Source organism: Bradyrhizobium sp. SZCCHNPS1003 (assembly GCF_032381555.1).
Taxonomy (GTDB): domain Bacteria; phylum Pseudomonadota; class Alphaproteobacteria; order Rhizobiales; family Xanthobacteraceae; genus Bradyrhizobium.
Genome location: NZ_JAUHIU010000010.1, coordinates 124,141 through 147,298, shown reverse-complemented (window position 1 = coordinate 147,298; position 23,158 = coordinate 124,141). Strand labels below are relative to the sequence as shown.

20 protein-coding genes are annotated in these 23,158 nt (G+C 62.4%); 2 read left to right on the top strand and 18 right to left on the bottom strand.

The features are described 5' to 3' along the window. Positions 1-55 precede the first annotated feature (55 nt). From QX126_RS18265 to QX126_RS18255, 3 genes are read right to left on the bottom strand one after another with little or no spacing between them, the layout of a single operon-like run. Positions 56-796 carry an SDR family oxidoreductase gene (locus QX126_RS18265; protein ID WP_315782733.1) on the bottom strand — a complete coding sequence of 247 codons (741 nt, stop codon included), beginning with the start codon at positions 794-796 and terminating at the stop codon, positions 56-58. Then, positions 793-1,329, bottom strand: a complete 537-nt coding sequence (locus QX126_RS18260) for a WbuC family cupin fold metalloprotein (RefSeq protein ID WP_315782731.1) — start codon at positions 1,327-1,329, stop codon at positions 793-795. Before QX126_RS18260 ends, QX126_RS18265 begins: the two co-directional genes overlap by 4 nt. Next, positions 1,326-2,531, bottom strand: a complete 1,206-nt coding sequence (locus QX126_RS18255; RefSeq protein WP_315782729.1) for a class I SAM-dependent methyltransferase — start codon at positions 2,529-2,531, stop codon at positions 1,326-1,328. The genes QX126_RS18260 and QX126_RS18255 overlap by 4 nt, the downstream gene beginning before the upstream one ends. 400 nt (positions 2,532-2,931) lie before the next feature. Here QX126_RS18255 and QX126_RS18250 point away from each other — a divergent pair, with 400 nt between their 5' ends. Both QX126_RS18250 and QX126_RS18245 read left to right on the top strand, forming a co-directional pair. Next, on the top strand, positions 2,932-3,201 hold the full coding sequence (locus QX126_RS18250) for a hypothetical protein (RefSeq protein WP_315782888.1): 270 nt from the start codon (positions 2,932-2,934) through the stop codon (positions 3,199-3,201). A 148-nt stretch (positions 3,202-3,349) separates the two neighbouring features. Next, entirely contained in the window at positions 3,350-5,389 is a 2,040-nt protein-coding gene (locus QX126_RS18245) for a TIGR04372 family glycosyltransferase (protein ID WP_315782727.1), read from the top strand. 26 nt (positions 5,390-5,415) lie between these two features. Here QX126_RS18245 and QX126_RS18240 read toward each other — a convergent pair whose 3' ends face one another. From QX126_RS18240 to QX126_RS18170, 15 genes are all read right to left on the bottom strand, one after another. Beyond that, positions 5,416-7,344 (bottom strand): acyltransferase family protein, encoded by a 1,929-nt coding sequence (locus QX126_RS18240; protein ID WP_315782725.1) that lies wholly within the window; start codon positions 7,342-7,344, stop codon positions 5,416-5,418. A 151-nt stretch (positions 7,345-7,495) separates the two neighbouring features. Then, a complete protein-coding gene (locus tag QX126_RS18235) occupies positions 7,496-9,544 on the bottom strand; it encodes a TIGR04372 family glycosyltransferase (RefSeq protein WP_315782723.1) in 2,049 nt (682 codons plus the stop codon). Between the two features lie 650 nt (positions 9,545-10,194). After that, the gene (locus QX126_RS18230) at positions 10,195-10,857 is read right to left on the bottom strand and encodes a class I SAM-dependent methyltransferase (RefSeq protein WP_315782721.1); all 663 of its coding nucleotides are present in this window, start codon (positions 10,855-10,857) and stop codon (positions 10,195-10,197) included. Between the two features lie 27 nt (positions 10,858-10,884). Further along, positions 10,885-11,931, bottom strand: a complete 1,047-nt coding sequence (locus tag QX126_RS18225; protein ID WP_315782719.1) for an aminoglycoside phosphotransferase family protein — start codon at positions 11,929-11,931, stop codon at positions 10,885-10,887. Beyond that, positions 11,909-12,526 (bottom strand): hypothetical protein, encoded by a 618-nt coding sequence (locus QX126_RS18220; protein WP_315782717.1) that lies wholly within the window; start codon positions 12,524-12,526, stop codon positions 11,909-11,911. Before QX126_RS18220 ends, QX126_RS18225 begins: the two co-directional genes overlap by 23 nt. A gap of 9 nt (positions 12,527-12,535) precedes the next feature. Continuing rightward, positions 12,536-13,573, bottom strand: a complete 1,038-nt coding sequence (locus QX126_RS18215) for a zinc-binding dehydrogenase (protein ID WP_315782715.1) — start codon at positions 13,571-13,573, stop codon at positions 12,536-12,538. Between the two features lie 8 nt (positions 13,574-13,581). Continuing rightward, positions 13,582-14,505, bottom strand: a complete 924-nt coding sequence (locus QX126_RS18210; RefSeq protein WP_315782713.1) for a transketolase family protein — start codon at positions 14,503-14,505, stop codon at positions 13,582-13,584. Further along, entirely contained in the window at positions 14,502-15,350 is an 849-nt protein-coding gene (locus QX126_RS18205) for a transketolase (RefSeq protein WP_315777122.1), read from the bottom strand. The genes QX126_RS18210 and QX126_RS18205 overlap by 4 nt, the downstream gene beginning before the upstream one ends. A gap of 42 nt (positions 15,351-15,392) precedes the next feature. Beyond that, on the bottom strand, positions 15,393-16,391 hold the full coding sequence (locus QX126_RS18200) for an NAD-dependent epimerase/dehydratase family protein (RefSeq protein ID WP_315777123.1): 999 nt from the start codon (positions 16,389-16,391) through the stop codon (positions 15,393-15,395). Between the two features lie 12 nt (positions 16,392-16,403). Next, positions 16,404-17,012, bottom strand: a complete 609-nt coding sequence (locus tag QX126_RS18195) for an SIS domain-containing protein (RefSeq protein WP_315712798.1) — start codon at positions 17,010-17,012, stop codon at positions 16,404-16,406. Continuing rightward, positions 17,009-17,947, bottom strand: coding sequence for an SDR family oxidoreductase (locus QX126_RS18190; protein WP_315738896.1), 939 nt, complete (start codon positions 17,945-17,947; stop codon positions 17,009-17,011). The genes QX126_RS18195 and QX126_RS18190 overlap by 4 nt, the downstream gene beginning before the upstream one ends. Positions 17,948-18,055: 108 nt before the next feature. Then, on the bottom strand, positions 18,056-18,778 hold the full coding sequence (locus tag QX126_RS18185) for a nucleotidyltransferase family protein (protein WP_315782712.1): 723 nt from the start codon (positions 18,776-18,778) through the stop codon (positions 18,056-18,058). Positions 18,779-18,787: 9 nt separating this feature from the next. Next, positions 18,788-20,275, bottom strand: coding sequence for a PfkB family carbohydrate kinase (locus tag QX126_RS18180; protein WP_409997764.1), 1,488 nt, complete (start codon positions 20,273-20,275; stop codon positions 18,788-18,790). A 482-nt stretch (positions 20,276-20,757) separates the two neighbouring features. Beyond that, on the bottom strand, positions 20,758-21,867 hold the full coding sequence (locus QX126_RS18175; RefSeq protein ID WP_315782710.1) for a hypothetical protein: 1,110 nt from the start codon (positions 21,865-21,867) through the stop codon (positions 20,758-20,760). Positions 21,868-22,015: 148 nt separating this feature from the next. Further along, positions 22,016-23,155, bottom strand: coding sequence for a hydrolase (locus QX126_RS18170; protein WP_315782709.1), 1,140 nt, complete (start codon positions 23,153-23,155; stop codon positions 22,016-22,018). Positions 23,156-23,158: the final 3 nt, after the last annotated feature.

Sequence of the window (23,158 nt, the reverse complement as noted above, 5' to 3'; positions counted from 1 at the left end):
GGGTTGGCGATCCCGCAGGCGGGATGGTCGGCCGGAGAGGAGTTTGCGGCGGGTTTTACAGGCCCGCGAAGCTCTTGGCGACCTCTTCTTGCCAGACTGTGGACACTCCGCCATCCAGGAACAGGCTCTGCCCGTTGATGAACGAAGCGCGCGGGCTGCAGAGGAAGTCGAGGGCGTCGGCGCATTCTTCGGCCGTCCCGAGCCGGCCCAGCGGGACCAGCTTCCGGTAGGTCTCCATCAGCTTCTCGTTCTGCTCATAGAAGATGCGCGATTCGCGCTTCAGATAGGTCAGCGGCATGATCGCGTTCACGCGGATGCCGCGCCGGCCGAGCGTCGCGGCGTAATGCCGGACCATCGCATTGAGGCCGCCCTTCACGACGTGGTAGCCGACCGGCTGCGAACTGCCGACGAATTCGGCATAGACCGAGCTGACCACGCCGATGGCGCGGTCGCCATCATCAGCGAAATGGCCGGAAAAGCCCTCGATCAGGTCGCGCGAGGCGGTCAGGCCGACCTGGATTTCCCCGGCCCAGGGATCGCCCTGGCCGCGAAAGCGTTGGCTCAGGACGAGGTAGCGGACCGGGCCGCTGGCCTCGGCGATCTCACCCCAGAGCCCGGCAAAGCTCTCGCTGCGCTCGAGATCGGCGGAAAAATGCTTCAAGCCGGGCTGATCGGGAAAATCGGCCGGGCGTTGCCGCGACACGACGCTGACGGCGCAACCGCGCGCCAGGAAGCGTTCGACGACCACGCGGCCGAGGCCGCGGGTGCCGCCGACCACGACGGCATGGCTGGTCATGCGGCGGCGTCCTGCCGTGCGGCGACACGCCGGACGAGATCGGCCTGATAGGCCTCGGCCCCGGCGGTGTCGCTGTCCTCCGGCGCGAAGTCGGCGAACACGCTGGCGCCGGGGCGGAACGGGCCGTTGGTGATCTCGTGCACGATCAGCAGGTCGCTGCGGATGATCAACGTATGGAAGAACGCGTTCGACATCCGGTAGTAGAACGGCCGCGCTCCGCCCGGCGGCCCCAATTCGACCACGCGCTCGATCCGGCCGTCGTCGTCGAACACCACGATATCGACCTCGCCCTCGATGATGTGGAACGCTTCGCTCTTGCCCGGGTGCTTGTGCGGCCGGATGTAGGAGCTGGAATCGATGGCGATGATCATTTCATGCAGGGTGTCATCGCCGTCCGGATGGGCGTTGATCCGGGCCCGCCGCTTCGGGCTGGCCTTCACCGCGGCCTTCAGGGTGCTGATCTCGGCCTGCCCGACCGCCGCAATCGGGCCCTCGGCGAGGAACACCTCGGGGGATTTCTGGACGAGCGTCATGCGTGATCCCTCATGATCGAATTGTCGAGCGCGGCGTAGATCGAGCGGAATTCCACGCCCCTGGCGGCAAGCGGAGCAAGCTTTTCACGCACCTTGCCCTCGATATGGGGGGCCACGGCGAACAGGCACAGCCTGATCCGTTCGTCATCCAGCAATCGTTGCGAGCCTACCACAGGCGTATGGAGACCGGGGGGGAAAAAGCCCGCCTTGTCGGCGTCATCGTCGACGGCCACCGCGATCAGGTCGGCCAGGCCGAAGGCGTTGACGAACATGATGGCGTGATGGCCGATGCCGAACAGCGCGATCCGGTCGCGGTCGGGACCGGCCAGGGCCATCAGCTTGCTGCGCAGTTGCGCGCGGGTGGCGGCGAAATTGTCACGATAGGCCTGGAACAGGCTGGAAGGTCCGCGAGGCGCGACCGGCGGGGCGGGACCATCGGCCGGGGTGAGGACGACGACCAGGGCATCTTCCAGGGCGCCCGGATAGCGAAGCAGGGCCAGAACGCGATAGCCGCTCACCTCAGCCAGACGCCGCAGCGTGTCCTCGACGAAGTAGCAGCTGTGCTCCTCCCACAGGAAGCAGTAGTCGCGCGCCGCGAGGAACTTGCTGCTGTCGGGGACCTCGATCAGCAGCAGGCCGTCGGGATTTAGCAGAACCTTGAGTGCTTGCAGCGCCTGCACCGGCTCCGGCGTGTGCTCGAGGATGTAGCGGCACGATACAATGTCGAAAGTGCCAAGCTGCGCCGCTTCTGCAGCCAGCCGTTCGGCACGGAGGGTGGCCTGCCAGGTTTCCAGATAGGGATAGCGCCCCGGAGCGCCGTCGACACCGAGCGCAAGGGCGCTCGCGGTGAGCCCGCGGGCCTGCAACCTGCCCAGCAGGGGCCCCTCGAACGGACCGGTGCCGAGGGCGGTGCAGGCCCGCGGCTTCAACGACAGCAGTTCTCCGACCAGGGCGTCGAGATGGCCTTCCGGCTCCCGGTAGCGGATCCATGGCACCTCGGGAACAAGCACGTCTGGCGGTGGAGGCTCGTGGAGCTGGACGAGCTGACACGTGTCGCACGCGACGATGTCGAGGGTTATCCGAAGCTGGACATGGTTCTCACGCGCGAACCGGTTGCAGACCGGGAGCTCACCAAGCGGGAGCGCCTGCGTGGAGATCGGCTGACCGCACAATCGGCAGCCGGATCGTGGTCCGGTGGACATGGCTCGGCTGGATCGCTCGATCAATGGACACGCTCAGGCTCGCCGCTGCGTCCAGCGCGCCGGCTGCTATGGATGTTGCCATCTGGAGGCAACCTCCATAGCAGTGTAATCGGGAACATGACAACGTAAAATGTTCGGCTTGGCACAGACCCTGGAACTCGCGTCATTTGTGATGTTTCGCGTTACTATTGCTCTTTGAGCGCTCGCATCACTCCTTCTCGGTTCAACCGACGAATCAGTGTCAAGAACGCCAGTAGATATTTGTTCTACAGTAGCGGGGATTGTGCGACTGGGCAGTCTTCCAGCGAAGATGCTACACATGATGACCAGGGGCTTTGGCGGCTATTGTTCCGCCGCATGAGATCTAACGTTGGTAAGAGGGGGCGCCGGCGTGAAGGATATGGTTTTCGTTTTAAGATCGATCTTGCGCACCGTCTGCGTGAGCACGGTCCTCTTCTGTGTTCTTCTTGCAGTCGGCGCAGGGTTCCTCAACGCCTTGCTTGCGGGATTTGTGGCTTTCGTCTTCATCTTGCTGGGGATCGGCCGGCTCGTGCTCGAGCAGCTGGCTCTGTGGTCGACAATTCTGCTGATTGTCGACAGGGCAGGGCTGTTGCCGATCACCGAGTGGGTTCATGGGCTCGTCACACTCATTGGTCGTAGGTTGGCTTGACAGCCCGACAGGCATGCGGCGTGTATTGCCGACAGCCAATTCGAGACAGGCGACAAACGGCATAGCCTTCTCCTGGTCTGCCGCAGGGCGGTCTGGATGTTCGAGAACGGGGCCTGGCCGTGAGCCGAAGACGGATTTGGGGTAGCCGATGCAGCGCTTCAAGGAGCCGCTAGTTCTGCAGAGCCCAGTGCGCAGACGCGGATTCCTTGAGCTGTTCAACGCACTGGAGACTCTGCCAGCCGAATCGGCCCGTTGGGGAGAGCGGTCTCTGCTGGGGCCGCAGCGATGGGCGCGCATCCTGATCGTCGGGACCACCAAGCTGCTGAGCCTGCTGCCGCCGCGGCTGGCCTTCGTGCTGTTGATGGCCTTTGACGTCCTCGATCTGCGAGGCAGGCGCCGCGTCGAGAGCGCCTACAGGCGTCACGTTGCGTCGCTGTTGGCGAACAATCCAGCCTGGCAATTTTCGGGACCGCTGGCGCGGCGATCTCCTGCCCGAGCAGCCGGCCTTCTGATTCGAATCGGCGCCCTGCAGGAAGCCTACGATGTGGCCATGCAGAATCCCAGGGTCTTGAAATCGACCGACACCGTCGAGCACCTCGTCCAAACCCTGTTCGAGATCGAGGAGTTCGGAAAAGCCCATCGCATGCTGTCGACGGTGACATCGCCGAGGGGAACGGTCGGAAACTGCCATCTGGCGTTCCTGAAGGCGATGCTGGACGTCATCCACGGCAACGAGGCTGACGCCGTGGAAGCCATGACGGAAGCCTGCCGCGACGGTCGCGACTACATGCGTCCTCATCAGAATCTGGCTTCGCGCCCCGCGCAAAATTATCGTCCCAATCCGCTCGATTTTGCATGTGGTCCCGAAGGACGGCTGTTCGACCTCTGCAACTTCACGGGCCAGCGTGTGACGCATGTCGGCCGCGGTGATCTCGGCATCGAGTTGTTCTCGCGGGCGCTCGCTGCGCAGTCCAACCTCCGCCTTCGGCTGCAGCCGCCGATATCCGCGGAACTGACGTTGTTGTTGGCCAGGCTCAATGCCCCGCGGGACCAGCTCAGGATCATTCCCGAGGAATGGAGCACCCAGATCGGTCACCTCGGGATGCTCGATATCCTGTTCCGAATGCGAGAACTGGGCTGGTGGTCGGGTGTCGCATTGATCGTCGTTCGTCCAGGCTTTGTTGCGAACGCTGTATTTCTCCGCCTGTTCGAGCGCTTCGGCCACGTCGTGGTGGTTGGCGAGACCGTCTCGCAGTCCGTCGGCGAGGAGCTCCTGTCCTTGCAGCGCTGGTACGGAATGAATTTCAACGTATTCGAATTGCCGAATGGCAGCGTGGTCCCTTGGCAGGAGGCGGGAGCGCTGGCCATCTCGCAATGGGAGGAGCAGGACCGGGGGCATCCCCTGCGTGACGAATTCGACCGGGTGTTGTGGGCATCGCCGAAAGTACAGGACGAATTCCAGGGCATGCTCGGGAGCTTCGGCATGAAGCCCGACGACTGGTATGTCTGTCTTCACGTTCGCGACGCCTCCCATTATGGCGAGGTCACGGGAGCCGGGCAGACACATCGCAATGCGCCCATCGAGAGCTATATCGATGCGATACGCTTCATCACCAGCAAGGGCGGCTGGGTGATAAAGCTCGGCGGTCCGAAGTCGCCTCAGCTTCCGCCACTCGAGCGGACGTTCGACTACGCTGTGAGCGACTGCCGGTCCGAGCTGATGGACGTCTGTCTCATTCGTCATGCCAGGATGTTCATCGGGACGACATCGGGCCTGACCAACGTCGCAATCAGCTTCGGCATTCCGAGCGCCATCGTCAACGGCATCACCACCGACTCGCAGCTTTGGAACAGCCTCGTGCGGTTCGTGCCCAAGCCGGTACGGCTCACCGACGGGACGATGCTGACCCAGGCGCAACTCACGTCACCACCGTGGCGTTGGCGTCTCTTCGATGCCGGTGTGTTGAGCCGAAGTGGAGCGTTTCCGTGCAACAATACAGCCGATGAAATCTGCGCAGCCGTCGAGGAAGTCGAGCAGGTGGCGACAAATCGCCTCGATGAAACGTGCAAGCAGGATCTTCTGTTGCAATGGCAGAAGCATCTCGCTGTTCCTTTCCATTATGGAACCAGCAAGATCAATCAGTACTACTTGGACAAGTACGAGAACGGCTTCCTGGCGCCGCTCTGATCAGGCAGCGAAGACGCGGACGGCGGTCAATCCTTTATAATCTGATCGATCCACTGAGCGGCCAGATAGAGCGATCCTGTATATGTCAGGTGGCCGTTGTCATACGTGGTGAGATCCGAGCCGTCCGGGCCAATACGGGCAAGGCATCCATCTGCATTGCACATCGTTCGATGTGCCGAGATGTAGTCCAGCCCCAACGCCTTGACCTCCGGCTCGAGAGCGGATTCCGCCGCGCTGGTCCAGTTGTCGTTCGAGCGGTACCAGGTCCGCTCCGGCAGGATCGAGAAATTTCCACTTTCATAGTAGTAGTCAAGAACGTTCGCCGGCAATCCCTGGCCAAGCCAGCTGGCTACAGGACCTATAACGACGATCTTCTTTGTGAACGGCTGAATCAGTGAGGCGGTGTGTCGTACATCTCGTCTGAGGTCATCGCGATTGCGGTGATAGCTCCACGTCGAAAACAGGATGACGACGTCGGGGCGCAGCTCGGAGACCTGCTTCAGGATGTAGTCGTTGTTCGCCTTGCAAAAGCGTCGTTCGGGATTGACAAACCCGACCAGCGGCGGACAAGCGGAAGAGGTGAACTGCGCGACATCGACTGCTCGTTCTTCGGCGGAATGCCGGAGTCCAGGGTACAGCGAAGCGGCGTAAGAATCGCCCCAGATCAGAATGAGCGGTCGTCGGCCGCTGCCGCCGCACTGACTATCGAAATCCTCAGGTCCCTGGTGCGGAAGCAGCAGACATTTTGCGGACCGGAAGTTCGGCAACGATTCGTCACCCGTCAGCATGAATGGGCGAATGGAATCTGGAATTCTGATCGGCAAGCCGTTGGTCAGGTCCGCAGTGAGACCTACGATTCCGAGTGCGAGCATCGCGGCGGTCAGAGCCGCCACCTTGATCTTCTGGTTGCCTTTGCCGAATCTCACGGGGCATTCCAGCAGTCGGTACGTGAGCCAAGCGAGAATGACGCTGACCAGCAGGATGGTGACGCTCTGTCGTAGCCGTAGTCCATCGACGAAGTGGATTCGTGCGTACGCCAGGAGCGGGAAATGCCATAGATAGAGCGGATAGCTGATAAGCCCGATGAAGACCATCGGACGACACGCGAGAATGCGGCGATGAATCAGCGTGGCTCCGCTTCCGATGATTCCGACAGTGCCGAGCACGGGCAGCAGGGTGACCCAACCCGGAACCTGCATCCACGGACGATAGGCGAACAAGCTCGCTGCGACGACGGCTATGGCTCCCGCGGCAGCAGCCTCTTCGAACCGTCCGATGCGTGCCTCGGTCAGATCATTGGCGCTTCGGAATTGCCATACTGCGAGGGCGGAGCCGGCCAGCAGTTCCCATGCGCGTGTCACGGGAAGATAGAAGGCAAGGTCGGGCGCGTAGGTTCCGATCGCGATGCAGAGAACGAACGATGCGACTGCGAGCGACGAAACGATGGCGAGTAGAGCGCTTGGAGCTTTCCGGCGCAAGCCCAGGAGAGCAAGTGGCCACACGAGGTAGTACTGCTCCTCAATTCCAAGAGACCAAAGATGCAGCAAGGGCTTTTTGTCAGCTGCTAAATCAAAATAGCCGATCTGACCGAGCAGGATAAAATTCTGGGCAAAGATCGCGCCCCCGGCAATATTGGCGCCCAGAGACTTCATCTCGCGCATGGGCAGGAGAAACCAGCCCGCCGCAAAGGTGATCGCGATGACCAAAACGAGTGCGGGAAATATGCGGCGGATGCGCCGCATATAGAATTCCGCGAGGCTGAACCGGTTCTGTTGAATCTGCTGGTGGATTATGCCCGTAATCAAATAGCCAGAGATTACAAAGAAGATGTCGACACCGAAGAAGCCTCCAGGCAGCATGCTCGGCAATGCGTGATACATGAGCACGGCAATGACTGCCACGGCACGCAGCCCGTCGATATCCGGGCGATACGAGTGATTGGGAGACTGAGGCATGCCGGCTCACATTATGGGTAGGAAGGAATCCGCGAGTGCATGACGCCTGCGTCCACCCATTGGTTGGCTACGGGATCGTGGTTCCGACCGGCGCGCAAAACTCTATTCAAGACCGTGCTGCCCCCGCGCGGCAGAGCCCGAAAACGATGGTTCATTGCAATAATTCGCGTCGCTTGTCGATAAAATATCTGGATGGGCGAGAGGCGCCAAAGAAGTCGGGATTTTCGAAGCCTCTTGTCCACGACGGGTCCGCCGTAGGCGCGTTGGCGTCCGGCTCGACCAGGGCCAGTCCTGTGACTTCTTTGGTCGCCTCCAAGATCTCGTCGGAGCTGTTGTCCTCGACTGTCAACCCGGCCCGATCGAGACTTTCGAAATTGGCCAATGACCAGCGAAATTGCTCAGACGTGAGTTCCGCAAGCGAAAGCAGACGTCCCTGCTGAGTGCGAACCAGCTTCGTCGTAAAGCGAGTGTTCTTGGTCCAGAGAAGTCCTATCGACGAAATCGCGTCAACGATTGCCGACGGAATGTCGAAGCTCGACGCGACGTAGGAAAATCCGGATGTCGTACCGATGAATGCTCGTGCATGTCGGACAATATGGATGTCCATTTCAGCGCTTTTATCCACTGAATGGGCGTAGTCGATGACCTGCTTCATCGGGGGGAGTTGTGGAGCCTTTGGTCCGCCCATTCGAACGACCCAGCCGCCCAGCGATACGATGTGGTTTACGGCGTCGAAATAGTTCCTCAGCTCTGTGTTCCTGATTGACTCTCCTTCGCCCTCGACATTCCCTCGCGTTGCGGCATCCCGCATATGCAGGCAAACATACCAATCCTTGGGCGTCATGCCCCACGAGGTGCGAAGCCGGTCGAACCGCGCACAGACCTCGCCCGTCGTGCTCAACCCATCGTACCTGTCGCGAAGATGAGCGCCGCGGCCTTGTCGCTGCCATTCAGCGACAGCCATAGCCCCTGCGTCGTTCCAATTGACTATCCGTCCATCAGGAAGCTCGAAGGTTTGAGCCTCGCTGACAAAGGGCGTGAGACCGGCGAGTTCGTGCCATACGCTGAAGCTGACGTTTTCGCCGGCGATCCACGTCGGGCATCGATCTTCCATCAGCTTGAGAAACGGTCGATTGGCGATCTTGTCCGCGTAAGTGAGAAGTAGCGGGGAGCCGGACCACCAGCCGAGCTCCCTCATCATCAGGTGAACGTTGAGGTGACCGGAGTGCCCGATGACCGCTCCCCAGTCTGGAGACAATAGACGGAGCTCGTGCAGTTCGCCAATGCCGGCTTGTTCGAGAGCTGCCCTGAGCTCCTTGGACGCGATGGGCATGTGGGCCCTTAAGCCGTTTCGGTTGCGCACGGCCGCCTGCGCAAGCGCACTCACACGCGCTCCTTCGCCGTTGTTGTAAGTGCGCGCCTGCAGATAGTTATAGGCATAGTAGCAAGCAACACTTGCGGCTTCCGGCGTGTTCGCGTTCGGATAGGGTTCCCAATACTGACCCGCGTTTTCGAGCTGTGACGCAATGTCCTGATGCCGGTGGAGACCAAGCGCCGACTGCAAGCTCTCTATGATCCACTTGTTTCTAAAGAAATGAGGGATGTAACGGTCGATCTCGGCATGCGCGAGATCGGGATTGGAAAGCTCTTTATGCCTATAATTCCGTTCCTCAACTTCAAATACGCGGTTGTCCATCATCGTGCGGGTGGCTTTTGAAAAGGCGAATAAGTTGTTTTTCTCGGTTGCGCTCCAGTCAACAAAGTGAATCTGGGCTAACAAGTTCATCAAGTAGCCGGAATCGGCGCCCTGGGCGAATTCATTCAACGCTTTGAGGATGTCATTGTCGGCTTGTTGCCAATCCAGTTGCGGAAACAGATCAAGGGCGAGTTGATAGTGGTCGGTCAGATAAAGATAGTACCAGACTTCATTCGCGTATCCCCGCTCGACAAGAGAGGAGCGGAGCCACGACAGGTCTCGCCCTAGCTCGGGTCCGCAGAAGAATCGGAAATGGCGGTCTAGGTCTCGATTGTGCCGGTGCTTTCGAAGCAGAATGACCAGCCGAGTTGACCAGCGAAGCGGAAGAAAAACAAAGAGGCAGTTGATAAGAAAGTTATCGATCCCGAGCCGCGAGGCTGCACGTAGACCGATCGAAACGAATTTGGCGGCAATGATGTCAAGATCGAAGTTGGTGCGGATCATTGATCGTTCTCTTGATGCTCCGCAGTAGCTTCGCACTGGTTCAGGGGCTTAAGGAAATGTATGGATGCGCGAGCTGGCTGGAGCGCGCGGTTTCACGTTTGACCCACGAAAAAATAGGGGGCATTCGCGGCTAATTTAATCGCGGCGCTCCACCGCTCGCAATCTTAATGAGAGTCTTGAACAGAGTTTCTGCTGGCAACGCTCATACATTACGCAGTTGGCGGACACGCCAACGAGGACGCGCGAATCCGCTGGGGGAGTCAGCCGCGATCTGGTCCGGAACACCGATGCCAGAGACGTCTGCGACCGTGGTCGCTGCCGCCCGTCTTTCTGCCCTAGACCTCGGAGGTTAAAGCCCCCGAGATCTGAATAGAAATCACGTTACGTTTCAATGGCATGACTCCTGTCCAGTCCCGTCCCCAAAAATTATTGTCTTTCGTTTTGACAGAAAATGTGGTTGTCTTGTCACATCCCGCCTCGTGCAGAGGGACGTACGCGTCGTCACGATACGTGGAGGTGGGCTGCGATGGACGTGACGGCTGCGCCAGACGAGCGCAGCTGGCGCGGATGGCGAAGTCGTGTGGTCCTGGCCTCTCGACGTCGGACGCCAATGCGTCGCGAGAGCGCCTGTCGACGCTCTCAGCTCGCACTCATTCGAAGAAGATGAATTCGTGGTCGCCGGTGTAGCCGGAGCGCTTGAATTCGAAGGCCCATTCCTCGGGGGTGTGGAAGATGCGGCAGGTGAGCTGCCAGTACATCAGGTTCACCTTCTCGCGCTCGTTGCGGTAGCCCTCGACGCAGAGATATTTGGCGCCGCGGCTGACGCGCTCCATCTCGCGCAGGGCGGCATCGAGATCGTAGTTGTAGAGGTTGTGCAGCGTGTTGATCGAGATGACCAGATCGAAGTGCTTGTCGGGGTAGGGCAGCTTGGCCGCGGTGCCGACCTGGCAGAACGGCTTCACGCTCTCCATCGTGTGCTCGACGCCGTAGGACGAGATGTCGATGCCGGCGACCTCGAGATCCGGGATGGCCTCGCGGAAATCGTGCAGAATGAAGCCCTTGCCGGAGCCGACGTCGAGCACGCGCATGCCCGGCTTGATGCCGTACGTCTCGATCATCGCGTCGGCGACCTTGCGCCAGCGGCCGTCATATTTGTAGCCGCCATAGCCGGTCTCGCGGCTGCCGTCCCAATAGTCGTAATCGTACTTGATCGCCATCTCCGCGACATCGGCCTTGTCGCGCTGGGTGACACGCGCGAGATAGTCGCGCTTGGTCGATTTGTGGACGAGACTGACGAACTCGCGATAGGCCATGAAGATCTCCGGGCGTGGGATTGTCGGTTAGTCGGATGTGGCGCCGATCAGGCCGAGCTGCGCCTCGGCCTTGGCGAGCTGCGCGGCGCAACGCTGCGCCCAGGCGCCGGTGTCGGCGAAGGCGCGCCTGATGGCGCCGAGCGGCAGGAAGTCGTTCAGGATGATGCAGGTCCACTTGACCTGGTAGGCATCGAGCAGCAGCCGGCAGCGCGCGACGCTGGCCGCATCGAGCCCGAGTCCCTCGGTCAGCCGCTCGGTGAAATGCTCGTGCACCGCCAGCGGCACCGGCACCTCCGGCTGGCAGAAGAAGTCCGACACCAGCTTGGCCGGATCGTCGCGGCCGGCATATTCGAAATCGAGGAAGGTCAGCTTGCCCGCGTCGTCGATCAGCGCGTTGTGGAAGCCGAAGTCGGACGGCGACAGGCAGACCTGATCGGCGGGGATGGCGGCCTCCAGGCCGAGCCCTTCGGCCGCGGCGCCGCTCAGAACGGTCGCCTTGACGTCTGCCCAGGCCGGCTGCAACTGCGTCGCCACGAATTGCCGGGCCTCGGCCACATGCGGTACGTCGGAATCGAGTGTCGCCAGCCGCGCCACACGGCGCTCGACGGTCGCGATGTGCTCGGCCAGCGAGAAGCAGGCTTCCGAGCCCGGCGCCAGCGCAGGGCGGGGCGGGGCGTTCACCGCGAGCACGAAATCGATCGCGGCCTCGACATGAACAGGTGCCAGCTCGGCAGCCGTCAGCTTGCGTCCTTCGACGAAGCTGTAGAGGCCAGCCTGCTCGGCGCGGTCGCAGGCCAGCGGTTCCGGCACGACGCGGACGCCGCGCGACCAGGCATGGCTGATGAAGCTCCATTCAGCGCCGAGCCGGTCGCGGGTGTCGCGGGCATCGGTGAAGTAGCGCTTGAGGACCAGCGGGCCGTCGGCGGTGTCGACGCGAAAGACCTGGTTGTTGCGGCCGCCGGCCAGCCGCGTCAGCGCCCTGGGGCTCGCCTTGCCGGCCTGCGCGGCGAGGCGCTGGGCGAGCGCCAGCAGGGCGGCGTCGGCGTTGGCCTCAGCCGCGGTCACGGACGACATCCGCCGCGATCTCGGCCCAGGAGGTGCGGCGCTCATAGCCCGTGGCCTTGGTCGCGAACTGGTCCTCCGGATCGAACAGCACCCTGCGCATGCCTTGCGGAAATCCGGCCATGGCCAGGATCTCCGGCAGGTCGTCGACGAACAGCTCGCAGGCCAGCGCGTGGGCGCGGGCGACCTTGTCGTCCTTGGTCAGTTCGAAGAACACCCGGTCCGGCGCGATCTGGCCGGGCGCTGATCCCATCAGGCCGCGGTCGGTCAGGAAGCCGCGCGCTGCGGCATGCATGTCGTGCTTCGGTCCGAGAATGGGGTGCCTGGTCTTATGGCTGACGATGAACAGGTCATGGCCGGCGGCACGGGCCGCATCGACGAACTCCGCGAAGCCGGGATAGGGCGACACCAGGTCCATACGGGCGCCGTAGACATAGCCCTGCAGCTCGGTGAAATCGTCCTTGCGCCCGCTGCCGTTGAGATGGTCGCGGACGCTGTTCTTGTCGCGGCCGAGATCGGCCGGGATCAGGCCGCGCTCGAGTGCGGCCGCATGAAACACGCCATCATAGCAGGCGATCGTGTTGTCGAAGTCGATCCCGATCCGCATGGCCTGGACTTAACGCAGCGACATGTCGATCAGCGGACGGCCGACCTTGCCGGCGGCCAGATCCTGCAGCGCCTGGTCGGCCTGGGCGAGGCTGTAGGGCTTCGACAGCAGATCCCGCACCGGGAAGCGGCCGGAGCTCAGCAGCCGGCCGTAGCGCCCGTAGTCGCGATCCGGCACGCTGTCGCCGCCCCAGGTGCCGAGCAGGCTCTTGCCCTGGTTGAAGACGCCGGGATTCAGCGTGAGCGCCGCGCCATGCTTGGCATTGCCGATCACGACGGCGCGGCCGCCCTGCTGGCGCGTGGCGTTGATCGCCTGTTCCATCACGGCCGGAATGCCGGAGGATTCGACCGCGAGATCAACGCCCTGCGGCACGATCTTCTTGATCTCGGCCAGCACGTCGCCACCAGCGTCGATCACGTGAGTCGCGCCGTAGATCTGGGCGAGCGCACGGCGGGTCGGGTTGGGATCGATGCCGATCACCGGCATGGCGCCCGCGAGCGCCGCTGCCATCAGCGCGTTGAGGCCGATGCCGCCGGTGCCGAACACGGCGACCGCGTCGCCCGGCTGCACCTTGAGCACGTTGTAGACCGCGCCCATGCCGGTCGGCGCGGCGCAGCCGAGCAGCACCGCGACATCCATCGGCAGGTCGGGCGGCAGCAGGGTCAGGCGGTTCTCGCTGACGACCGCATGGCGCTGGAAGGTGGTGACGCCGCCGGCGTTGACCTTCTTGCCATCCCAGTCATAGACGGCGCCGCCGGCCTCGATGCCCGTGCCCTTGATCCAGGACAGCACGACCTTGTCGCCGACCTTGACCTTGGTGACGGCGCTGCCGGCCTCGATCACCGTGCCGGTGCCCTCATGGCCCAGGCAGTGCGGCACCCATTTGTCCTCGCCCTTGTCGCCGCGCCACTCCATCACCTGCGTGCCGCAGGCGCCGGAATAGGCGATCTCGACCAGGACCTGCCCCGGCTTCAGGGCCGGCGTCTCGATCTCGGCCAGGACGAGCGGCTGGCCGGTCTGGACCAGGAGGGCAGCTTGGGTCTTCATGTGATGTCTCAGCTCAACGCGTGGATGATCTTGTCCGCGATCTGGTGGCCGGTCAGTCCCAGCACCTCGCGGGCGTATTCCTGTTCGCCTGATTTCTTGAAGAAGGCGTCCGGCGTGCCGAAGCGCAGGAACTTCTGGTGCTTCGTCTCGGTATCGGCGAGCCATTCGGAGACGGCGGAGCCGAAGCCGCCGATCAGCGAATGCTCCTCGATGGTCGCGACCAGCTTGAAGCGGCCGAAGGCCTGCTTGAGCTTGTCCTCATCCAGCGGCTTCACGGTGTGGAAGCTGACGACCTCGGCGGAGATCCCCTTCTCCTTCAACTTATGTGCCGCTTCAATGACTTCCGGCAGCATGTTGCCGGTGGAGAGCAGGCAGACGTCGCTGCCTTCCTCGATCGTGATGGCCTTGCCGATCTTGAAATCCGCAAGAGGGCCCTTGTGAACGACAGGCTCACCCTTCTTGCCCATGCGGATGTAGACCGGGCGGTCCTGCTGCATCGCCGCGCGCAGCGCGCCGCGCACCTCGAAGGCATCGCCCGGGCAGATCACGACCATGTTCGGGATCGAGCGCAGGAACGAGATGTCCTCGCAGGCGTGGTGGGTCGGGCCGAGGCCGGAATAGGCGAGGCCGGCGCCGACCGCGACGATGGTCACGGGGACCTCGTGATAGCAGACGTCGGTGCGGATCTGCTCCAGGCAGCGCGTCGTCACGAACGGCGTGATCGTGTAGGCGACTGGGCGGAGGCCGTTCATGGCCATGCCGGCGGCGACGCCCATCATGTTGGCCTCGGCGACGCCGCAGTTGAAGAAGCGGCTGGGGTGCTTGTCCTTGAATTTGTCGAACAGGCGATTGCCGATGTCGCCCGAGAGCATGACGACGCGGCTGTCCTCGTTGCCGAGCTTGGTCAGTTCGTCAGCGAACGCGTTTCTCATGACAGGCCGAGCTCCTTGAACGACTTGACGACTTCCTCAGCGGTCGGGGCGCGATAGTGCCAGTTGTTGTCGTCCTCCATGAACGACACGCCCTTGCCCTTCACGGTATGGGCGATCAGCGCCACCGGCTTGCCGGAGCCGTTCGGGATGTTCTGCATGGCTTCCGCCAGCGCGCCGATGTCATGGCCGTCGATCTCGTGGGCGTCCCAGCCGAACGCGGCCCATTTGTCGCGCAGCGGCGCCAGCATCAGGGTTTCGTTGGAGCGCGCGGTCGCCTGCCACTTGTTGTAGTCGACGACGACGCAGACATTCTCGAGCTTCTGGGCGGCGGCGAACATCGCCGCCTCCCACACCGAGCCCTCGTTGTTCTCGCCGTCGGAGAGCAGGGCGAACACGCGGTAGTTCTCGCCCTTGATGCGCCCTGCGAGCGCCATGCCGCAGCCGAGCGGCAGGCCGTGGCCGAGCGAGCCGGTGGCCGCCTCGACGCCGGGCAAAAGGTTCGCCGGCGGATGCTCGGCGAGCCGGCCGCCGTCCTGGCAGTAGGTGTCGAGCTCCTCGATCGGGAAGTAGCCCTTCATCGCCAGGGTCGCGAACAGCGCCGCGGCGGCATGACCCTTGGAGAGGATGAAGCGGTCGCGCAGCGGGTCGGTGGGATTCTTCGGGTCGATGTTCAGCACATGCCAATAGGCTGCGGTCATCGCATCGGCGCAGGACAGCGACGAGGCCAGATGCGCGGCCTGCGCCTTGTGCGACATCTCGATGATCTTGCCGCGCAACCTTGCGGCCTGCGCCTTCAGGGCGGCGGCGTCAGGCTTGGCCGCCGGGCTCCGGACTGCAACGTTCATCGTGCTCTCCAGTCGCGCTTCTCCGGGAAGCGCAGGGGTCGATCAGGGTTTATGTTCGTACTTGGTCGGCAGCTTGGCCATGACATCCTCGAAACGTCGCGCCCAGGCGATGACGTCGTCGATGCCCTGTTCCAGCGAGAACGTGTCGCGCCAGCCGAGCTCGGTGCGCAGCTTGAAGCTGTCGAGCGTGTAGGCGGTGTCCTTGCCGGGGCGCTCCGGTCCGATCTCGACGCAATCCTCGAACGACTTGCCGAGACGCGCCAGGATCATCTCGACCAGGGTGCGGATCGAGACCAACTCGTAGCCCGAGATGTGATAGGTCTCGCCGAGCTTGCCGCTGCGTCCGATCTTCACCGTCGCATCCGACACGTCGGTCATGTGGATGAAGACGCGGATCGACTTGCCGCCGCCGTCAAGCCGCAGCTTCTGCCCCGTCATCGCCGCCACGATGGTGCGCGGCACGATGCGGTAGAGCTGCTGGCCCGGGCCGTACACATTGGCCGCACGTGTGAAGACCACGGGGAACTGGTAGTTGGCGAAATAGGTGCGCAGGCTCATGTCGCCGGCCGCGCGCGACACGGCGTAGGGCGTCGACGGGTTGAAGGCTGCGTCCTCGCGCACCCAGCCCTCGGTCGAGCCGTAGACCTCGGGCGTCGTGACGTGGACGTAGCGGTCGAGGCCGTCATAGTTGCGCAGGATGTCGTGCAGCCGGACCGCGGAGACGACGTTGGTCATCATCCAGTGGTCTGGATGCAGCCAGCTCTCGCCGACCATGCTCTGGGCCGCGAAGTTCACGACGTGAGTCGGCCGCTCCGAGGCCAGCAGCGCCTTGAGCGCATCGAGATCGTGATTGAGATCGACGCGCTGGAAGCGGACCTTGCCGGGACGCTTCTGCCATTTGTACGGCAGGAAGGCGTCATGCGGCTCGTCCGAGCGGCTGGTCGCGATCACGTCGTGACCGGCCGCGGCCAGGAAGTCGACGAAGGTTGCGCCCGAAAACGAGTTCGAGCCGAGGATCAGGTACTTTTCGTTCGCAGCCATCGTCCCTGTCCGTCAGACCTCGCGCGTCGTGATGATGTCGCCGCGCTGGGCGTACAGCCACTGCATGATCATGTGGCCGATCACCATCTGCGCGTCCTCGGCGATCTGCATGTCGTCGACCGCGAAATGGATCGGCACGTCGGCGAGCGCCTTGGCCTTGCCGCCGGAAAAGCCCAGCACGGCATAGCTGGTCATGCCGATCTTCTTGCCTTCTTCCAGCGCCTTCAGGATGTTCGGCGAGTTGCCGGAGCCGGAGAAGGTGATCAGCACGTCGCCCTTGCGCGCGAGCACCGCGAGCTGCAGCGAGAACACCTGGTCATAGCCTTCGTCATTGGCGAGGCAGGTGATCACGGATGGGTTCGACGACAGCGAGTGCACGCGCAGACCCGAGCCCGGCGTCTTCGAGAGCGCGTAGAGGAAATCGTTGGCGAGGTGGTTGGCGTTGCCGCCGCTGCCGCCATTGCCGCAGAAGAACACCTGCCGGCCGGTCTGCCAGCAGTCGCGCAGATCATAGGCGAGCTTCTCGACCGGGCTCCAGTCGAAATCCTTCAGCACGGTGCTGAAGCGGCTGGTGTAGTCGGCGAACAGGCTGCCGGGGGTCTTGAAGGCCAGGACGTTCATTTCACGACCTCCTTCTCCATCCATTTCAGATTGTACCAGCGATCGTCGTTCTTGAGCTGGCCCTGCGAGTACATGCCGATGATTTCCTTGATCGCGTCCTCCACCGTCTTCTTCGGGCGGAAGCCGGTCGCGAGCAGGCGATCGGAGTTGACGCGATAGCTGCGCGGGTCGTTCGAGGGCGTCACGATGACCTCAGCCGGCACGTGCTTGGTGACCAGATTGGCGATGTCGAGGATCGAGATGTTCTCGAAGCCCGCATTATAGATCCCGGTGTGCTCAGGATGATCGAGCAGGAAGAGATAAAGGTCGGTGATGTCGTCGATGTGGATGTTCGGCCGGGTCTGGTCGCCGCCGAACACGGTGATGCGGCCGTTCATCAGCGCCTGCATCGTCAGCATGTTGACGGAGACGTCGAGCCGCTGGCGCGGAGAGTAGCCGCACACGGTCGCGGGACGGACGATCTGCACCACCATGTCGTCCTTGTAGGACAGCACGATGCGCTCGCCGCACATCTTGGTCTTGTTGTACTCGGAGATCGGCAGCAGCTCGAGGTCCTCGGTGACCTGCTCCTCTTCCTTCACGCCGTAGACGCTGCCGGAGGACGCGTAGATGAAGCGCTTGATGCCGTGGCGATAGGCGCGGTCGGCGAGCTGCATCGTGGCGAGGCAGGAGATCTCCCAGGTCAGCTTGGGGTCGAGATCGCCGCAGGGGTCGTTGGCAACGCTGGAGAGATGGATGATGGCGTCGACCCCGGTCAGGTCGATCGCGTCGGGATTGCGGACGTCGCCCTGGACGACGGTGAGATCCGGATGCGGCTCGAGGAAATTGCCGAACCACATGATGTCGAACGCGACCACCTTGTGGCCGGCCTTCAAGAGCTTCGGCACGAGCACGCTGCCCTTGTAGCCGCACGCTCCGGTCACGAATATCTTCATCTGAGCAATCCCCGTGGCTCGCCTGTCGTGTCGCCGGCTGGCGCGTCGCGCGCACCTTTATACAAATTGGCTAGGGAAGGCGACCAGCCCGGCGGCGCAAGCCGCCCGTCAGACGTCCCCGCCACGGCGCGGTTCGTGATTAAACTCCAAATGGGCCCGGCGCAAGCTTTCCGGGTTACCGATATCCCGATGATAACCGCTGGTTTCCACGCACAAAATGCGTCCGAGATAGTTGGGGATGATTTCGGTGGAGAGATCGACGATCGGCTTTCCCAACGCGGCGATGTCGGTGATGACGGCAGGATCGAACACGTAGACCGCGCCATTGGCGAGGTTCCCAGGCGGATTCTTGACCTTCTCGTGGAAGGCGATCACCCTGTGCTGATCGTCCAGCTCGAGAATCCCGCACGAGCTCGGATCATCGGTGCGGAACGCGAGCATCGTCATGATGCAGCCATCAGGGCGGTTGCGATGGGCGGAGAGCAGCCCCGCGACGTCGAAATCCGTCAGATTGTCGGCGTGAGCCACGAGGAAGGGCTGGTCGCCGAACCAGGCGCGGTTGGCAAGCACGGTGCCGCCCGTCCCGAGCAGTTCATCTTCGTGAACGAGATCGATGCGGTCCCGCCAGCGCGATTGCGCCACGTGCGCGCGCACCTGTTCGGCGAGCCAGTGTGTGTTGAGCAGCGCGCGCTCGATGCCGCCTTCGAACACGAGATCGAGCCAGTAGTCCAGCAATGGCCGGTCGTGCACACGCACCAGGCATTTCGGCGTCGTATTGGTCAGCGGGCGCAGCCGGCTTCCGATCCCCGCCGCGAGCAGGAGGGCACGCATGACGATATCCTACTCCTGGCTGAACCCGGTCTCGTCGATTTCCCGCACCAGCTCCGCCGTCGTCAACGGCAGGTTGCCGACGCGGGAGACCTGGAGGGCGGCCGCCAGCGATCCGAGATAGGAGGCCCGCCAGATATCGGCGCCCGCGCGCAGGCCCATCGAGCAGGCCATGAAGAAGCTATCGCCGGCGCCGGACACGTCCTTCGGCGACGGATTGAACGCCGGCAGCCGGTCCGAGGTGAAGGTGCCATCCGCCAAGGTGTTGATCAGCGCGCCTTCGGCGCCGAGCGTGATCACCAGATTCTTGGTGCGGGCCCGCTCGACCAGCCGCTCGCTGATCACGGCGAGGCCCGAGATGAAGTCGTTCAGCGCGACGCGCGCCTCGCGCTCGGTCGGCGTCAGCAGGGTCATGCCCTTGAAGCGGGAGACGTCGCCGGTCTGCGAGGACACCTGGCTGTCGGCCGCCATCATCACGCCCTGTGCGCGGGCGCGATCCGCGATCGCGTCGACCAGATCCTGCGGCAGGCAGCCATAGTTGAAGCAGGAGAACAGCAGCAGATCGCAGGTCTTCAAGGCACGCTCGACCGATGTCAGCATTTGCCGCTGCAGGTCGGCGTCCGAGGCGTGCTGGCGCAGATGGTTGACCCGCAGCAACGTCTTGTTGAGCGCGCGAAAACGCTGTTTGCGCGTGGTCGGCCGGCTCTGGTCGGTGAAGGCGTTGAAGTTGACGCCATGCTGTTCCAGCGTGTTGCGCGCGAATCGCGCCGCCTCGTCGTCGCCGACGAGCGTGAAGAACTTCACGTCCGCGCCGAGGCCATGGGCATGCGCCGCAACCGCGCCGGCACCGCCGACGAAGGTGCGGGTCATCAGCGGCGTCACCACGATGGTCGGATCCTCCTGGGACATGCCGACCGCATCGCAGGTGACATATTCGTCGACGATCAGGTCGCCGATGACGGCGACCCGCATGCCGGAGAGCTTGCGGAGCAGATCCTTCAGATTCGTGATCTCGAAGCCGTGGCGCTTGGGAAATTCCTGCGGTTTGCGAACCGTGGAGATGTCGATGTTGGCGTCGCGTTCCAGCAGCGACAGCGACGCAAAGCGCAACTCACCGGACGAGAAGATCAGCCGCCCGCCATAGACGTCCACGGCCTCCTGCTCGGGATTGGCGCGATCCTCGAACTCCTTGCCCTTGACGACGACGGTCGGCTTCAGATGCGCGATGAAGTCGGACGCCGACGTATCCAAGCGCACGGCATGGTGCACAAAGGCGATGGAACGCACATTTTCGAGGCGCATGTCCTGCGCCAGGGTCACGCCGGGCGTCGAATCGGGATTGACGCCCACGACCAGCACGTCGGCCTGCTCGGCGGCGAACTTCAAGAGCCGTAGATGTCCGGGGTGCACGACGTTGAAGTTGCCGGACACGAACGCAATCGTCTCCCCGGAGTCACAAGAGGCGCGAACAGTCTGGCAGGCCAGATCCATCTCACTCATATCGATCACCTGATCCAAGGAATTCACCTCCGGCTCGATCGGGCTGAGGTAGGACATCCGGCCAGCGTGTCATTCGCCGGCCGAAGAACTCCGATGCAAAGCGTCGCTGTCGCCCGGCACATCTGCACCGCGAATCCCGTTCCGATCTGCATCTTTCATGCCCGACATTGATTTCGTTGCGAAAAAAACAAGCGTGACCCCGAGATCGGAGCGATGGAGGGGCCGGCGGCCGATCATTTCCAATGGTCTCTTTATCAGGTGTGCGCAGCAGCACAAACAGTCCTGTTAGCTTGCGGTTGTGTGGTCGCGTCGGAATGCGGCTTCCGGAGAGCTCATCGTCCTTCACGGCAATGCTCGGCGCTGTGCAGACGAATCAGGCGAAGGATGGATCCGGGAATGCTCCGGCGAGAGACGGACTGCGTTGCGCTGGTCGGCGGGCCACGCGGAAAAGCCTCGGGGACGCCAGTCTCTCGCAGGACGTCTCAGTGATAGAGGTCGAACTGTTCACCTTGTCCTTTTTCAAGATCGGCCGTCAACGCGCTGCGGTCGATCAGCGGAAACAGCTTGCTGAACTCGGGGCGGTCCAGCAGTGCGAGGTAGGTCTTGAGCATGCCCCGTTCCGAAGGATGCGCGGGATCGAAGAAGTTGCCGGCATCGCGCGATATCTCGGTGCGGCTCATGTCGAAGAACTGAATGCCTAGCTGCGCAAATCTTTCGACGGTCTGTGGACTCCTGATCTCGCGCCAGTGACCAGAATAGCGCCGGTAGGCTTCATCGGTATCGAGGAAGGCGGCCGCGCTTTCCAGAAATGGATATTGGATCGCAACCACCAAGAAGCCTCGTTCGCGAGACAGTCGGGACAAGCGCTCGACCTCGCGGAGCTGCCTTTCGCTGAGGTCGGATGTGCCCCAGAACGACAGGATGTATTGAGCGCCTCGAGACAGTGACTCGGCCGACGTATTTCGATAGGGGGGGGCAACAATGACAGAGCCGTCCTTGCGGAATCCGAACTTCCCGCGAATCGCATCTGGACCCATCAGTTTGTTGTTATCCACAGGCTCGATTTGTGGAATCAGTAGCGCCGACCGTATCGCTTCGATGTTTCCGCCAGTCCGGATCGCGAACTCTACCACGCTGTGCAACTTTCGCCGGTGCGAATCGAGCCCCTGGGCGAAGTCCATCGTGCGTTCCTTCCGCCAGGCGTCGGCGAGGGAATCGTCGAACAGGAAATAATCAAGCGCCACGACGACGACCCGCGGGTTCGCAGCCGTGGTTGCGCGATCGATGAAATCCACGACGTGGGTGAGAGGCCAAGCCGTCAGGCAGGCATTATAAGTGATATAGGGGCGAAACATCTGCTCGCGGGCCTGGCCGCAGCGAGAGCTCCCCACCAGCAAGATCTCAGGGCGAGTGAGCCTGATTCGCTCGAGCTTGTAAGCCGCATAGTCCTTGAATGTTCCGAGCCAGACGAGCCGGTCGCTGCGCGACTGCTCAGCTGCGATTGTCGAAAGAGGAACAGTGGCGCCCAATCGCCAGCCGGCCCATTCCAGCACCGCAAGCAGCGGCACGAACACAGCAGCGAACAGCGTCACGACTATTGCAAGATACCGAATCACCGGTTCGTATCCAATCCGATAGCATCTCCTGCCGCAAAGCTCGGCGATCTTAGATTGCCTGAGCGTCGAGCTAAATGACTCAGAGGCGCTGCAGCAAGGACGTCATATGGTGCTCAGGCTTTCGTTAAGAAGCGAGTGAGCGCCGGATATTTGCGGGGTCGATCCTCGGAAACTCAGCTCGAAAATCCGGATCATTCAGCAGATGCAGCATCGTCCTGGCAGAGCCGGACTCGGCCAAATGGTATGCGTCCACGAAGCTGGCCGTTTCATCCTCCATCGGCAGGCGCGCCAGATCGAAGAAACGGATTCCGATCTCATACAACCAGTCTCGGGTTTGCCCGGCAGCGAACTCTCGCCAAGCCCCGAATCCCATAGGACCGCCCTGTTCACGATCAAGCAGATCAACGCCGGCTCGGATGAACGGCAACTGAACGCCGATGAGTTTTACCTTGCGAGATCTTGCGATTTCGGCAAGTCGTGCAATCGGCTGCTTCAGCCATGATGACACGCCTGCTCCGCGGGGCAGGCTCTCGGCGAGCGTTTCGGCGTTCATATAGCGTGAACGTGCATCGGCAATATGTCCTGGCGAATAGAGGTAGGATCCGTCGCTGCGGAAGCCTTCCTCACGAAAGATGGACTGGGTGCCGACGAAGGCCGTCGGCGCGTTGACGTAGTTCCGGAATGGCGCCGGATGGCGCGCTGCCGTCCGCGCGAAATCCAAAAGGCTCGATCTCAAATAGGTAGGTGCGAGATCATAGTGCATCTTTCGTGGGAGGGCGAACCATTCTTCCCACCGCTCCGCAAACAAGAAATGATCCAGTGAGAGAATGGCGATCCTGGGAGGCGTGTGCCGTGTGGCGCGCTCGAACAGACCGACCATCTGGTCGGTCGTCCAAGCCGTGAACGAGAGATTGTAGAACCGGTACGGAGCAAAATGGGCCGCACGAAACGTACCTGCACGCGACGAACTGATCCAGATGACTTCCGGGCGCTCCTGCTCGAGCCTCGTCAGCTTGAATGCTGCATTGTAGCGTAGATCGAAGGGGAGCACGACCTGCTCTGGGTTATCTCGTTGCGATTCGGCGAGATCCTGCAGCCCTTTTGAGGCTCCGAAAGGCCGAGCGAGTTGAAAAAGAGCTATGGGAAGCAGGTAGCCTGCAAACGCAGAGGTCGCCAGAACCGTCGTGACGTAACGCCGCGTGCGACCTATCGGCCGCGCTGAAGGCTGTGGCTGATCATCCAAGCGGCTGCCGTTTGAACCCATGCC